General features: G+C 66.6%; 11 protein-coding genes. 5 read left to right on the plus strand and 6 right to left on the minus strand.

Features of this window, described 5'->3' with window-relative positions; genetic code table 11:
- Positions 1-100: 100 nt before the first annotated feature.
- From ileS to ACW17U_RS14200, 3 genes are all read left to right on the plus strand, one after another.
- Positions 101-3,076, plus strand: coding sequence for an isoleucine--tRNA ligase (ileS, locus tag ACW17U_RS14190; RefSeq protein ID WP_492053285.1), 2,976 nt, complete (start codon positions 101-103; stop codon positions 3,074-3,076).
- A gap of 203 nt (positions 3,077-3,279) precedes the next feature.
- Entirely contained in the window at positions 3,280-3,792 is a 513-nt protein-coding gene (gene lspA / locus ACW17U_RS14195; protein WP_492053287.1) for a signal peptidase II, read from the plus strand.
- Positions 3,793-3,888: 96 nt separating this feature from the next.
- Positions 3,889-4,458 (plus strand): DUF3035 domain-containing protein, encoded by a 570-nt coding sequence (locus ACW17U_RS14200; protein ID WP_062143880.1) that lies wholly within the window; start codon positions 3,889-3,891, stop codon positions 4,456-4,458.
- Positions 4,459-4,675: 217 nt separating this feature from the next.
- On the opposite strand, the gene ACW17U_RS14205 is transcribed toward ACW17U_RS14200, so the two are convergent.
- Entirely contained in the window at positions 4,676-5,611 is a 936-nt protein-coding gene (locus ACW17U_RS14205; protein ID WP_492053289.1) for a TraB/GumN family protein, read from the minus strand.
- A gap of 126 nt (positions 5,612-5,737) precedes the next feature.
- A complete protein-coding gene (locus ACW17U_RS14210; protein ID WP_492053291.1) occupies positions 5,738-6,739 on the minus strand; it encodes a TraB/GumN family protein in 1,002 nt (333 codons plus the stop codon).
- A 140-nt stretch (positions 6,740-6,879) separates the two neighbouring features.
- Here ACW17U_RS14210 and mutL point away from each other — a divergent pair, with 140 nt between their 5' ends.
- Entirely contained in the window at positions 6,880-8,769 is a 1,890-nt protein-coding gene (gene mutL, locus ACW17U_RS14215) for a DNA mismatch repair endonuclease MutL (RefSeq protein ID WP_492053293.1), read from the plus strand.
- 18 nt (positions 8,770-8,787) lie between these two features.
- Here the strand turns inward: mutL and ACW17U_RS14220 are convergent, their stop codons facing one another.
- The 4 genes from ACW17U_RS14220 to ACW17U_RS14235 all read right to left on the minus strand — a co-directional run bounded on the left by ACW17U_RS14220 (position 8,788) and on the right by ACW17U_RS14235 (position 12,811).
- Positions 8,788-9,552, minus strand: coding sequence for a MerR family transcriptional regulator (locus ACW17U_RS14220; protein ID WP_492053295.1), 765 nt, complete (start codon positions 9,550-9,552; stop codon positions 8,788-8,790).
- A gap of 78 nt (positions 9,553-9,630) precedes the next feature.
- A complete protein-coding gene (locus tag ACW17U_RS14225) occupies positions 9,631-10,800 on the minus strand; it encodes a hypothetical protein (protein ID WP_492053297.1) in 1,170 nt (389 codons plus the stop codon).
- A 57-nt stretch (positions 10,801-10,857) separates the two neighbouring features.
- The gene (locus ACW17U_RS14230) at positions 10,858-12,042 is read right to left on the minus strand and encodes a hypothetical protein (RefSeq protein WP_492053299.1); all 1,185 of its coding nucleotides are present in this window, start codon (positions 12,040-12,042) and stop codon (positions 10,858-10,860) included.
- A 178-nt stretch (positions 12,043-12,220) separates the two neighbouring features.
- Positions 12,221-12,811 carry a GNAT family N-acetyltransferase gene (locus ACW17U_RS14235; protein WP_492053301.1) on the minus strand — a complete coding sequence of 197 codons (591 nt, stop codon included), beginning with the start codon at positions 12,809-12,811 and terminating at the stop codon, positions 12,221-12,223.
- Between the two features lie 114 nt (positions 12,812-12,925).
- Here ACW17U_RS14235 and ACW17U_RS14240 point away from each other — a divergent pair, with 114 nt between their 5' ends.
- On the plus strand, positions 12,926-14,233 hold the full coding sequence (locus ACW17U_RS14240) for an acyl-CoA dehydrogenase family protein (protein WP_492053303.1): 1,308 nt from the start codon (positions 12,926-12,928) through the stop codon (positions 14,231-14,233).
- The last annotated feature ends 7 nt before the right edge of the window (positions 14,234-14,240 follow it).

Raw genomic sequence — 14,240 nt, forward strand, 5'->3', positions numbered from 1 at the left:
AATTATCCGCCCGGCGTAACGCTGGACGCAGGTTCGAGCGCGCGCCGGGACTTAAGACCCGCACCTTCCTTTCCGAACTTCCAAGCTGGATAGCTCTCCCATGGCCGACGACGCCACGACCGCCCGCGACTATCGCGAAACCGTCTTCCTTCCCGACACCCCGTTCCCGATGCGCGGGGGTCTGCCCAAGAAGGAGCCCGAGATCCTGGCCGGCTGGGCCGCCCTGTCCGACAAGGGCCTCTATGGCGCGATCCGCGCCAGGCGCCAGGCCGACGGCGCGCCGCTGTTCGTGTTCCACGACGGCCCGCCCTATGCCAATGGCCCGATCCATATCGGCCATGCCCTCAACAAGACGCTGAAGGACTTCGTGGTCCGCAGCCGCTTCGCCCTCGGCTATGATGTCGACTATGTGCCCGGCTGGGACTGCCACGGCCTGCCGATCGAGTGGAAGATCGAGGAAGAGTTCCGCGCCAAGGGCCGCCGCAAGGACGAGGTCCCGGCCGAAGAATTCCGCAAGCGCTGCCGCGAATATGCCGGCGGCTGGATCGAGGCCCAGAAGGTCGAGTTCCAGCGCCTGGGCATCCTGGGCGACTGGTGGAACCGCTACGCCACCATGGACTTCTCGTCCGAGGCCACGATCGTCGCCGAGTTTCACAAGTTCGCCGCCTCGGGCCAGCTCTATCGCGGCTCCAAGCCGGTGATGTGGAGCCCGGTCGAACGCACGGCCCTGGCCGATGCCGAGATCGAGTACCACGACCATGTTTCGCCGACGGTGTGGGTGAAGTTCCCGGTCAAGGTCTATGACGAGGCGCATTACGCCCTGTCGGGCAATGCCGCCGGCGACAATGTCTTCCGCCTGCCGCCCAATGACGCCAGCGTGGTGATCTGGACCACCACGCCCTGGACCATCCCCGCCAACCGCGCCATCAGCTTCAACCCCAAGGTCGCGTACGGCCTCTATGAGGTGGAAGCCCTGGAGGAGAACCTCGAGTTCGCCCCGTGGTCCAAGCCGGGCGACCGCCTGATCGTCGCCGACAAGCTGGCCGAAGATGTGCGAAAGGCCGCCAAGGTCGCCACCTGGCGCCGCGTCGAGCCCATCGACCCGACCGGCCTGATCTGCGCCCACCCGCTGGCCCAGTTCGACTCTGATCCCGTTGGGGGCTTCGGCTTCGACGTCCCGCTGCTGGCCGGCGACCACGTCACCGATGACGCCGGCACTGGCTTTGTCCACACGGCCCCGGGCCACGGAGCCGACGACTATCTGGTCTGGCTGAAGAGCGGCTACAGCCTCGATTCCATCCCCGATACCGTCGATCCCGACGGTGCCTACTACCCGCACGTCCCGCTGTTCGCGGGCCTCAAGGTCATCGAGACCGAGGGCAAGAAGGCCGGCAAGTTCGGTCCTGCCAATGGCGCGGTGATGGACAAATTGATTGAGGCCGGCAACCTGCTGGCGCGCGGGCGGGTCGAGCACAGCTATCCGCACAGCTGGCGCTCCAAGGCTCCCATCCTGTTCCGCAACACGCCCCAGTGGTTCATCCGCATGGATCAGCCGCTGGCGAGCGGCAAGACCCTGCGCGAAACGGCGATCCAGGCCATTGCCGACACCGCCTTCCATCCCGACGCAGGCCGCAATCGCATCGGCTCGATGGTCGAGAGCCGTCCCGACTGGCTGGTCAGCCGCCAGCGCGCCTGGGGTACGCCGCTGGCCATGTTCGTCGACAAGGACAGCGGCCAGCCCCTGATGGACGACGCCGTCAATGCCCGCATCCTGGACGCCATCCGCGAAGGCGGGGCCGACGCCTGGTTCACCCGTCCCGACGCCGCGTTCCTCGGCGAGGCCCATGATCCGGCCCGGTACGAAAAGGTCGTCGACATCCTCGATGTCTGGTTCGACTCAGGCTGCACCCACGCCTTCACAATCGAAGGCCGGGCCGACAGCCACTGGCCGGCCGATCTCTATCTGGAGGGTTCCGACCAGCATCGGGGCTGGTTCCAGTCGTCCCTGCTCGAAGGCTGCGGCACCCGCGGCCGCGCGCCCTACAAGGCGGTGCTCACCCATGGGTTCACCCAGGATGAGAACGGCGAGAAGATGTCCAAGTCCAAGGGCAATACCGTCGAGCCCCAGGCCGTCACCAAGGAGTCCGGTGCCGAGATCCTGCGTCTGTGGACGGCCATGGTCGACTATTCGGAAGACCAGCGGATCGGCAAGACCATCCTGGCCACCACGACCGACGCCTATCGCAAGCTGCGCAACACCACCCGCTATCTGCTGGGTGCCCTCGCCGGCTTCGACGAAGCCGAACGGGTGACGAACTATGACGACTTCCCGCCGCTGGAGAAGTTCATCCTGCACCGGCTGTGGGAGCTGGATGGTCAGGTCCGCGCCGCCTATGAGACCTATCGCTTCAGCGACGTCACCCGGCCCCTGATCGAGTTCTGCCAGGGCGACCTGTCGACCCTGTTCTTCGATATCCGCAAGGACAGCCTCTATTGCGACAAGCCGACGGAACTGCGCCGCCGGGCCTATCGCACCGTGCTGGACTATGTCTTCGAGCGCCTGACCATCTGGCTCTCGCCCCTGACCAGCTTCACCATGGAAGAGGCGTGGATGACGCGCTTCCCCGAGGCGGGCTCCAACAGTCTGCGGGTCATGCCGCAGACGCCGGCCCAGTGGCACAATCCCGCTGAAGCCGCCCGCTGGGCCAGGGTCGAGACGGTGATGTCGGTGGTCACCGGCGCTCTCGAGGTCGAACGGCGCGAGAAGCGCATCGGTTCGGCCCTGGAAGCCGCGCCGGTGGTCCATATCGCCGATCCGGATCTGCTGGCTGCCTTTGACGGCCTCGACGCCGCCGAGGTGTTCCGCACCAGCGCCGCGACTCTGGTCGCCGGCGAGGGCGGGGCCTTCACGACCGACGAGGTCAAGGGCGTGTCGGTGGACCCGGCCCAGGCCCAGGGCAACAAGTGCGCCCGCTCCTGGCGCATCCTGCCCGAGGTCGGCACAAATCCGCTTTATCCCGAGCTCAGCCTGCGCGACGCGGAGGCTGTGGCCTGGTGGGATAGCCAGAAAGCGTGATTTCAACCCTCTTCCAGAGGGAGAGGGCGGGGCCCGCGCCGAAGGCGTGGGAGGGTGAGGGGTTACAGAGCAGGACGGCGTGCCGGCACGCCGGTCAGTGGCCTAACCCCTCACCTCCCACCGCTGCGCGGCGGGCCCCTCCTCTCCCTCTGGGAGAGGTTTTCAGATAGACGTCCAAGCTTCACGAGAGAGCGGCCGCCAAAGTGACGACACTCCCGAGCATCACCCGCCAAGGCTGGATCGCCTATGCCATCGCCGTGGCGACGGTCGCCCTCGACCAGCTGACCAAGCTCTGGATCCTGCACGGGCTGAACCTGGAAGCCCGGGGCACTGTTTTCCTGCCCGGCCCGGTCGACCTGACCATGGTCTGGAACCGGGGCATGAGCTTTGGCCTGCTCAGTGGCCATGCCGAATGGGGTCGCTGGCTGCTGACCGGCTTTTCGACCGTCGTCGTCGTGGGCCTGACCCTCTGGGCCCGCAAGGCGGTCCGACCGCTGATGGCCGTTGGTCTGGGCCTGATCATCGGCGGGGCGATCGGCAACAACCTGATCGACCGGGTGATCTATGGCGCGGTCGCCGACTTCATCGACGTGCGCGACCTCTATTTCCCCTGGATCTTCAACATCGCCGACGCCGCGATCTCGGTAGGCGTGGCCTTCCTGCTGCTCGACAGCTTCCTCACCGGCGAGGACAAGCTGGCCCATCCGACCGAATAAGGCCGCAATCGCAAGAGACATTGGCACCTGCGCCTTGATGTCGTATCGAGTGCGCTCTGAATTTCGGCCCGCAAGGGCCCGCTGGAGCATGGGTTCATGAGTTTCAATCGGGTCGCGACCCTGAGCGTTCTGGCTGCCGTAGCCGCCACGGGCCTCGCCGGTTGCCAATCGGCCTCCAAGGCGCTGGGCATGAGCAAGGTGGTTCCCGACGAATTCCGCGTCGTCACCAAGGCCCCGCTGGTCGTGCCGCCTGATTACGCCCTGCGTCCGCCGGCCCCCGGCGAGCCCCGTCCGCAGGAGCTGCAGCCGGAAAGCGCCGCGCGTCAGGCCCTGATCGGCCAGAGCCTGGCCGCCGGCCGCTCGGACGGTGAAAAGCTGCTGGTCGCCAAGGCCGGTGTCGAAAAGGCCGATCCGCTGATCCGCTTCGTGGTCGATGACGAGACCGGCGACCTGGCCCACAAGGACGAGAGCTTCGCCAGCAAGGTGATGTTCTGGAAAAAGGACAAGGCTGCCCAGGTGGCCGCCACCAGCAGCGAAACCGGTGCCGATGCGCCGGTCGTGGTCGATGCCGCCGCCGAAGAAGCCCGCCTGAAGGCCCTGATGGGTCCCGGCAAGGTGGTGATCAGCCGCGAGAAGCAGACCCGGATCAAGCTGCCGGGCCTGTAGGGCTTCAACTCACCGCTTCGATATTTGACCGGCCCCGGAAGCACCGCTTTCGGGGCCGGTTTCGGTCTGGATCAACACGATCCGCTCTCCCCGGCGAAAGCCGGGGCCCAGATCCAGCCTGAGTGGCTGGGGATGATGCGCCTTCCGCCTCTGCCCGCTTGACGAACTCACGGGGTTCGATCTGGGCCCCGGCCTTCGCCGGGGAGAGCGGAATGAATCAGTCCCCCGGCGTCTTCACCGTGAAGCCCTTGGCTCGCATGCGGTCCAGCAGACCGTTCTGGGCCACCAGGCCCCGGATCGAGAACACCGCCACGGCATGGCCCGGGGTCTTCATCGCTTCGGTCAGGGCCGCCACCTCATCGTCCATGGCCCGACGTTCCAGTTCGGGCATGCCCGGCAGGCCGCGAATGCAGCGCTGGAAGTTGCGCGGCCCGGCAATGGCCCCGCGCACATCGCCCTTCGCCCAGGCTTCAGCCGCCTCACGCACAGCAGAGCTGCCGGCTTCGGCCTCGCTGAGCACCCCTTCCAGACAGGTCAGGCCGACCTCGGCCGAATGCTGCCGAACGACGGCCTTGACCACCGGCATGGCCTTGTAGGTGCCGGCCAGGCGCGTCTTGACCCGATGCTTGCGGGCCAGCCTGTCCACGGTGCGTTCCGGCTCGCTCGACTCCAGTTTCGTGGTCTTCTGATAGTCCGTGGCGATCATGATGCCCGCGCCCAGCGGGCTCCACTCGTTGTAGCTGCCGGGCTTCTTGCCCAGCTGGGTGCGGACCCGCGCCAGACGGGGCGCAAGCTCCGGGGCCATCTGATCGAGCGGCCGGTCGGACTTCAGCTTGCCGCGCAGGGACAGGAGGGCGGGAATATCGGTCACCCCGGCCCGTCCCTCCGGCGGAAGGATCAGGGCAAAGGCCCCGTTCAGACGACGGCTGAGCACCGAGGTGTCCCAGGCCATACCCTTGGGCAAGGAGGCCAGGGTCCCCAGCATGTAGATCGTGGTGTCGCCGTCGGAGATGCGCCACCAGGCCGGTCCAGGCAGCTTGGCATTGACCACCAGCGCCTCGACCACCACCGCCTCGGGATCATCCATGGCCTGGGCATGGCAGACGAGCGGCGACAAGGCGGTCAGCACCGCGCCCAGAACTGCGAATCTCATGATGGTCGACTTCCCCTGATTGATCAGGCGACATGACACGGCCCTTACGGCCAAAGCTTGACCTGGAGCCCTTTTCGACCTGATCGCTTCATTAGGGCCGGACGAAAAGGGCTCTAAATCAGAAGTTTAGGGCGCGCTATCGGCTGGCGTCGTCACCTTGAGGCCCTTGGCGCGCAAGCGTGCCAGGACGCCCTGCTCGGCCAGCAGAGGACGGAAATTGACCAGGGCCACCGACTTGCCCGGCGTCTTCAGCGCCGCCTCGATGGCGCTGGTCGAACGCTCGATGGTCTGGCGAATCTCGGTCGCCACCCGCGGCGTGGCCGACAGGCAGGCCTGATAGCCCCGGTCGGCGGCGGCCAGCTTGACCACGTCGCCCTCGGCCCAGCGCCGGGCCGTTTCTTCGATCCCGGGACCACCCGCATCCGCCTCGCGCAGGCCGGCATCCAGGCAGAACTCCTGCTGGGCCTTGGGCAGCGAGCCCACGGCCTTCAGCGTGTCGATCACATCATAGCCCTCAAGCTCCTGGATCTTCGGGCGCTTCTTGAGGTCACCCTTGCGCGCGATCTTCTCGATGCGATCCCCGACCGAGCCGCCGCTGATCGAAACCGAGCCGCCTGATTTCATGTTGGCGACCAGGAATCCGGCAAAGGCCGGCTTGATATCGTCCATGCTGTCGGCGTCCTCGCCAGCGGTCTTCAGGCGGGCCTCCAGGCGGGCGCGAAGGTCCGACGGCAAGGTCTGGCGCATCGGGGTGTCGGTCAGGAAGTAGCGACGGCCTCCAACGGCGAGGCTGACGACGCGCACGACATTGATCTTGGGCTCCGGCGCCAGGATCAGACGGTTGGCGCCGTCCAGCCGCCGCTCGATCACCGAGGTATCGAAAGCCAACCCCTTGGGGGCAATGGCCGGCACCGCCAGCACGTAGACGGTGCTGTCGGCATCGGACACCTTCCACCAGGCGGGACCCGGCAGCTTGGCGTTGACCACCAGTTCCTCAACCAGATTGGCCTCCGGATCAACCCGCTGGAGGTCGACGGGCGTGGACTGGGCCTGGACCTGGGCACCGCCCAGCAGGGCGAGCGTGCCGGCCAGGGCTGCGACCTGGGATGCTTTGGAGCCGATCGTCACTATCTCTGATCCTCGAAGGGTGGTGGAATCGATCTAGAATGATCGGCCCTTTGTGACTTGAAGGGCCCGGCACCCGGCGGGTCAAATTACGAAGACGCAATGCCAGGTCGGCTACGCCGCCCCGCCTCGAAAGTCCGACCATGCCGATCCGCCGCCTGCCGCCCGAGACCGTCAACCGCATCGCCGCCGGCGAGGTGGTCGAGCGGCCGGCCAGCGCCATCAAGGAACTGGTCGACAATGCCATTGATGCCGGGGCCACGCGCATCGAGGTCGAAGCCCATGGCGGCGGCCTGACCCGGATCCTGGTGGCCGATGACGGCATGGGCCTGAGCGCCGAAGAGCTGCCGGTAGCCATCGAACGCCATGCGACCTCCAAGCTCGCCCCGGACGCCGACGGCCTTTGGGACCTCCTGCGCATCCACACCATGGGCTTCCGGGGCGAGGCCCTGCCCTCGATCGGCTCGGTGGCCCGGCTGTCGATCGCTTCCCGGGCCAAGGGCGAGAAGGACGCCTTCTCGATCCTCGTTGAGGGCGGTCAGGTCGGCGAGGTGGCTCCGGCGGCCTTCCCGGGTCCGCACGGGGCCCGGATCGAGGTGCGCGACCTGTTCTACGCTACCCCAGCCCGGCTGAAGTTCATGAAGTCGGAGCGCGCCGAGGCCCTGGCGATCACCGAGGAGATCAAGCGCCAGGCCATGGCCCATGAGGCGGTCGGTTTCTCGCTGGACATCGACGGCCGCCGTATCCTGCGCCTGCCGCCCGAACAGCCGGGTCCGCAGGGCCGCCTGGCCCGTCTGGCCGCTGTTCTGGGCCGTGACTTCCAGGACAATGCCATCGAGATCGACCAGACCCGCGACGGCGTGCGTTTGACCGGCTTTGCCGGCCTGCCGACCTATAATCGCGGCAATGCCGCCCACCAGTATCTGTTCGTCAACGGCCGGCCCGTGCGCGACCGGCTGCTGCAGGGTGCCCTGCGCGCCGCCTATGCCGATTTCCTGGCTCGCGACCGCCACCCGACGGCTGCGCTCTATGTGTCGCTCGACACCGCCGAGGTCGACGTCAATGTCCATCCGGCCAAAGCGGAGGTCCGCTTCCGCGATCCCGCCCTGGTGCGCGGCCTGATCGTCGGGGCCCTGCGCCATGCCCTGGCCGGGGCCGGGCACCGGGCCTCGACCACGGTGGCGTCCCAGGCTCTCGACAGCCTCAGGACCCAGCCGGGCGCGTTCCCCGGCTATCAACCCGGCCCCTCGCCCGCCGGCTTCTCGGCCTGGCGGGACGGAGGCTGGACTCCGCCGACCCAGCGCCCCCTGACCCTGCCGGGTCTGTCGGACATCTCGGCCCGGGTCGAGCCCGGGTTCGGCCCCGGCATGGCCGAGGCCTTTGAGGCCGTGCTGACCCCGCAACCGGGGCAGAGTTATCCACAGGATGGTTCAGCCCCCTTCGATCCCGTCGACTTTCCGCTGGGCGCGGCCCGGGCCCAGGTCCACGAGACCTATATCGTCGCCCAGACCCGCGACGGCATGGTCATCGTCGACCAGCATGCCGCCCACGAGCGGCTGGTCTATGAGCGCATGAAGCGCGAGATGGAGGCCGGCGGCGTCGCCCGCCAGGCCCTGCTTCTGCCTGAGGTGGTCGACCTGGATCCCGCCGAAGCCGAACGCGTCATCGCCCGCGCGGGGGAACTGGCAAGCCTCGGACTGATCGTCGAGAGCTTCGGGCCCGGGGCGGTGCTGGTACGCGAGACCCCGGCCCTGCTGGGCAAGACCGACGCCGCCGGCCTGGTGCGCGACATCGCCGATGACCTGGCCGAGAACGGCCAGGCCCTGGCCCTGAAGGAGCGGCTGGAGGAGGTCTGCTCGACCATGGCCTGCCACGGCAGCGTCCGCGCCGGCCGTCGCCTGAACGGAGCCGAAATGAACGCCCTGCTGCGCGAGATGGAGGCCACGCCGCATTCGGGCCAGTGCAACCACGGCCGGCCGACCTATGTGGAGCTGAAACTGGCCGATATCGAGCGGCTGTTCGGCCGGCGTTAGGACCTGGGTTCAGACCGGTCAGGACTCTGCGAAGACCCGCATGGCCTCGGCCAGGTACTCCGTCAGGCCCGGTGCGACCGCCTCGTAGCGTTCGGTAAACTCAGGGACCTGCAGGTAGAGTTGGCCCAGCCCGGCAAACGCCGCCGGCTCGGGCCGTCGGTTCCAGCCGCGCCCCACCCAGTGCCAATGGCGCGCCATGATGGCCCGAACCGGGTCGGAACCCGCCGGCAGGCCCTCGGCAAGCGCCAGGGCCAGATCTCGCTCGATCTCGCGGGCTTCAGCCTGGAAGTCCTCGCCATCGCCCTGGGTCCAGCACCGCATGCCGGTCCTGGCGTCAGCGACCCGTTCAGCCATATCGCCGCCATAGGTCTTGATCAGCCAGGCCTCGTGTTCGGCCTGCTTCTCGGGCGAAAATCCCTGGAACAGTCTTTTTGCCGGCATTGTCTCGTCTCCCTTCAAGGTTTCGAGGGTCTGGTCGATCACCTTCACCAACTGGCCATACCGCTTGGCCTGCTCGACAAGCTTCTGACGGTGGCTGCGCAACGCCGCCGCCGTGTCGAAGCCGGGATCGTCAAGGACCTGCCGGATCTCCCTCAGGGGCGTTTCCAGCTCGCGATAGAACAGGATCTGCTGCAGGCGCAGAAGATCCTGACGGCTGTAGTACCGGTATCCGTTGGCTCCGACGGCGCTGGGTGTCAGCAATCCGAGCGCGTCATAGTGGTGCAGGGTCCGCACCGAGACGCCGGACAGCCGGGCCATCTGCTTGACAGTCAGTGAGGGCAATCGACCTTCCCCTGTTGATGGAGACCATCCATCAGGGCTCACGCGGGGTGAGGGTCAAGCCCGGGCTTCAGCGAAAAATCAGGCCGCGTTCCGGGCGAGGCTCAAGGGTGTCCCTTCAGCCTGGGCAAGCGGCTTGTCGAGGAAGGGCGAGACCGCCGGTCCGCTGATCCGGGCAATGCCACCCTGGCGGCAGGCCTCGACCTCGGCGGCGCTGTTGACCCCGGCGACGCAGGGCAGAACGCCCTTGCCCTGATAGGTCGCATGGCGTTCGACCAGCTTCAGGATCGCGTTCAGCCGCGCCCGGTCATCCTCGCCGGTCAGGGTCAGGGTGACGCTGTTGATCAGCTCCGGCGGGAAGGTGTGCAGCGGGAAGGTCGGATCCAGCACATTGAGATCCAGGACGGCGAAACTGCCCTTCAGAAAGGTCCGGATCTGGCTGACCAGTCCAAGCGAGGCCTCGCGCGGCGTACCATAGACACTGGCCCCGAGACGCGGCTGCAGGTCGAGCGGATAACGCGACAGACGGCTCCTGTAGGCGTCCTGGGCGTGGGGCGTGGTGAGGTTCCAGAAGCCGAACGGGACGAGGAAGTCGCCGAAGGGGGCCGATTTGATGGCGCTCTGGGCATCGTTGAGACAGGTAAGATCGCGCGACAGCAGCGCGGCATCGCCTTCCGGCGGCGGTTCCGTCAGGTCCGACCTCAGCCCCAGGAGCGAGCCGACAAAGGCCTCGCCGGGCAGGTCATAGAGGCCCCACCAGCCGGTGGCGGACGGCGGAGCCGCTGCTGCGGCCGGAGCCGCCCTCTGCTGGGGCGTTTGCGGTGGTGTTGCCGGACGGCTGGCCGGCGCGCTGGGCAGGGCCTGGATGGCATCGGCTGTAATGGCCTGGACGTGACCGGCCGCACCGCTATAGCCGCGTCCGGCGGCCAGGGCCGCCAGCTCCGTCTGGGACAGGGTGGCAAACTTCAGGACGGCCTGTTCGTCGCCCTCAAAGGTCATCAGACAGATCTGACCGTGCGCCTGACCCGGAAAGAGCAAGGCCTCGAGCCTGGCCGCCAGCTCCTGGATCTCCTCCGGGTTCAGCCGCTCGGCCCGCAGATCGGCCAGTACGAAGGCCAGGGACGCCACAGCGCCGTAGCGGCGGGGTGCAATCCAGCGATCCTTCAGATAGGCGTCCGCCGCCTCATGAGCCCGCGCTGCGGGAAAGGCTTCGTCGTCGATCAATAGCCGAAGGCAAACAATCGCGGTCATGGATCCCGACCTAAGGGCTATTCATCGCCAATTGGTTAGGGACACGCGGGGCGATTTTCAGCTCAACCCCTGATTTAAAATGACCGGCTTGGCCGGCCTGAACGGCAGATCCGCACGCGGGCATCCCTGATCCTGCAAGGGTTCTTCAGACAGCTTGCTGACGAAGGGGCCGGTCACGGACGACAGTTTCAGCTCGCGGCAGAGCTCAAATTCCCGACGCGAAGCGACGCCTGTGACGCCTTGCCGCAGCCGGAGTTCGAGATATTGCCGCCGTCCCGACAGGAACCGCCGGAGGTTCAGCAGGCGCTGCATCTCGTCCTTGCCGGACAATTGCAGCACCACCCCGTCGATCAGGTTCGGAGGCACCGACCGGACATCAAAGCCCGGGTCTTCGGTTCTGACCTCGAGGCGGGAAAACCGTGGGCGCAACAGGTCCCGCAGCGGCGCGATGGCGAGAAAGGGCAGGTCACGAGGCACCTCATAGACCTGGGCGGACAGTTGCTTGACCACCCCGCCGGGCAGGGCCTCAAGCCTGGCCTGATAGGCCTCCTTCAGACTGACCCTGACCAGACTCCACAGGCGGAAGTCCGATTGCAGCCGCAGGTCCGGTTGCCTTTCCAGAGCGGCGACATTCGCGTCCAGCATGGCCAGGTCCGACCGCATGAAATCGCCATCGTCCAGAACCGCCCGCTCCGGGGCCCGCCGCAGCACCTGCGGCTGACTGGCCTCGAACCATTCCGCCACCGGATTATAGACACCCCGCCAGCCCAGGCGCGGTCCTTCCGCCGGGCCCGCCTCGGTCTCGGCCGTCATCGTCGGGTTCGAGCCCCAGTCGGCCAGTTCGCGGACGCCGTCCTTCGTGACCACACGGGTCAGCCCCACCGGCGGGGGCGGCGCGCCGGCGCGCATGGCCAGCAGCTCCGCCTCGGGCAGGACCGCGAACTTGAGCACCTCGGTCTCATCCCCCTCATGGGTCAGCATGCACAGGTCGTCGCGGCCCTGGGTCCCGAACAGACGCAACTGCAGTTCGCTGGCGATCTGCTTGAGTTCCTCGCCGTCGAGGCGGTCGGCATTGGGATCGACCAGAACATAGGCCCCGGGTGCCACCTGGCCAAACCGCCTCGGGGGCGGCCAACGGGCCTCGATATAGAGCGCCGCCGTGCGATCGATCTTGCCGGGTGTGACACCTTGAACGGACGTCTCGCGCGCGCCGTGTTCAATACAAATTCTTATGCAGGCCATTCCGATCATTCGAAAATAAAGACCGGACTCGATTACCAATGCGTTAGGCGCAGCCTCAAACGGTGTTTACCTGGCCTGTTCGAGGAACTGCGCCGCGCGAGTATACTCAAGAGCCGCCAGAGACAGTAACTCAACTCTGGATAATCATTCGGAGAGACGACTTCTGTGTTCTGGCGGGCTAGCTGAAGGTTTCCGTCAGGCGGAAGTCCAGGCGCTGCTTGACGCCGGGCCAGTCCGCGTCGGTGATCGAGAAGACCGCCGAGTCCCGAACATGGCCGGTCCAGGTGATCTTGTGGTTGCGCAGGACGCCGTCCTTGTCGGCACCCAGCTTCTCGACCGCCGCCTGGCTGCGGGCATTGCGGACATCGACCATGAATTCCACCCGGATGGCACCGGCATCAAAGGCGTGGGCCAGAAGCAGGCGCTTGGACTCCGGATTGACCGGTCCCGATCGGGCGTCGGGATGCAGGAAGGTCGAGCCGATCTCGAGGCCCCGGTGGAGCTTGCGGATATTGAGATAGCTGGAGGTTCCCACCACCCTGCCGTCGGACAGCCGGCGGATGGAAAAGCCGATCCGTTCGCCGCGCTGGGTCTCGCCCTGCAGAGCGCCCCACCAGTCTTCAAAGCCCTCGCCGCAGCCATTGGTCGACATGATTTCCCAGCTCTCGGGATCGCAGTCGATGGCGGCCTTCAGCTCGGCCCGCAGGTCGGCGGTGATCGGTTCCAGCCGGACATAGCGGCCTTCGAGGGGGCGACTCTGGATGTTCATGCGGACCAGTTTGCCGTCTCGCCTGCCACCCTCGCAACCCCGCTTGCCGCCCGCGTTAACTCGGTGCTACAACCACTTCAAACAAGCGTTTGAAGATAGGGATTGGGAAGCGCCATGGATTTCGACATCTCCCCCAAGCAGCGACAGTTCCTTGATCGCGTCGTCGCGTTCATGGACGAGCATATCTATCCGGCGATTCCGGCCTATGAGGCCGAGATGAACGTCCTCGGCGCCGAGCGCTGGAAGGTGGTTCAGGTCGTCGAGGAACTGAAGGCCAAGGCCAAGGCCGCCGGCCTGTGGAACTTCTTCATGCCGCCGCACAGCGGCCAGACCCACGTGGACGACACCTTCCAGTTCGAGGGCATCCAGCTCACCAATCTGGAATACAGCCTGATCGCCGAACAGCTGGGCAAGGTCGGCTTCGCCTCGGAAGTCTTCAACTGTTCCGCGCCCGACACCGGCAATATGGAAGTGCTGATGCGCTACGGCACATTGGCCCAGAAGGAGCGCTGGCTGCGCCCTCTGATGAACGGCGAGATCCGTTCGGCCTTCCTGATGACCGAGCCGGACGTGGCATCCTCGGACGCCACCAATATCGAAACCCGCATCGAACGTGACGGCGATCACTATGTGATCAACGGCCGCAAGTGGTGGTCCTCGGGCGTGGGCGATCCGCGCTGCAAGGTCGCCATCGTCATGGGCAAGACCGACCCCGACAACGCCAGCCGCCACGCCCAGCAGAGCCAGGTCCTGGTGCCGCTCGACGCCCCCGGCATCGAGATCGTCCGCATGCTGCCGGTGTTCGGCTATGACGACGCCCCGCACGGCCACGCCGAAGTCATCCTCAAGAACGTCCGCGTTCCGATCGAGGACGCCCTGCTGCTCGGCGAAGGCCGCGGCTTTGAAATCGCCCAGGGCCGTCTGGGCCCCGGCCGGATCCACCACTGCATGCGCACCATCGGCACGGCGGAAGTCGCGCTCGAAAAAATGTGCAAGCGCCTGATGAGCCGCAAGGCGTTCGGCAAGTACGTCTCGGACCACTCGGTGTGGGAAGAGCGCGTCGCCGATGCCCGCATCGACATCGAGATGTGCCGCCTGCTGTGCCTGAAGGCCGCCGACATGATGGACAAGGCCGGCAACAAGTCGGCCCGTCTGGAGATCGCCATGATCAAGGTCGCAGCCCCGCGCCTCGCCCTGAAGATCATCGACGACGCCATCCAGGCCCACGGCGGCGGTGGCGTGACCACCGATTTCGGCCTCGCCAAGGCCTATTCCGGCATCCGCACCCTGCGCCTGGCCGACGGCCCGGACGAAGTGCACCAGCGCACCATCGCCCGCATGGAATACGGCAAGTACGGCGACCTGGTCTTCAAGCAGAAGGCCGAGAAGGAAGCCGCCCTGCACGTGCCGGGCATCCGCTGATCCTCAA

Source organism: Caulobacter sp. AVps16, from assembly GCF_058681455.1.

Coding starts and splice junctions, on each gene's coding strand:
- ileS (WP_492053285.1), top strand. CDS start 101: ATGGCCGACGACGCCACGACCGCCCGCGACTATCGCGAAACCGTCTTC.
- ACW17U_RS14200 (WP_062143880.1), top strand. CDS start 3,889: ATGAGTTTCAATCGGGTCGCGACCCTGAGCGTTCTGGCTGCCGTAGCC.
- ACW17U_RS14205 (WP_492053289.1), bottom strand. CDS start 5,611: ATGAGATTCGCAGTTCTGGGCGCGGTGCTGACCGCCTTGTCGCCGCTC.
- mutL (WP_492053293.1), top strand. CDS start 6,880: ATGCCGATCCGCCGCCTGCCGCCCGAGACCGTCAACCGCATCGCCGCC.
- ACW17U_RS14225 (WP_492053297.1), bottom strand. CDS start 10,800: ATGACCGCGATTGTTTGCCTTCGGCTATTGATCGACGACGAAGCCTTT.
- ACW17U_RS14230 (WP_492053299.1), bottom strand. CDS start 12,042: ATGGCCTGCATAAGAATTTGTATTGAACACGGCGCGCGCGAGACGTCC.
- ACW17U_RS14235 (WP_492053301.1), bottom strand. CDS start 12,811: ATGAACATCCAGAGTCGCCCCCTCGAAGGCCGCTATGTCCGGCTGGAA.
- ACW17U_RS14240 (WP_492053303.1), top strand. CDS start 12,926: ATGGATTTCGACATCTCCCCCAAGCAGCGACAGTTCCTTGATCGCGTC.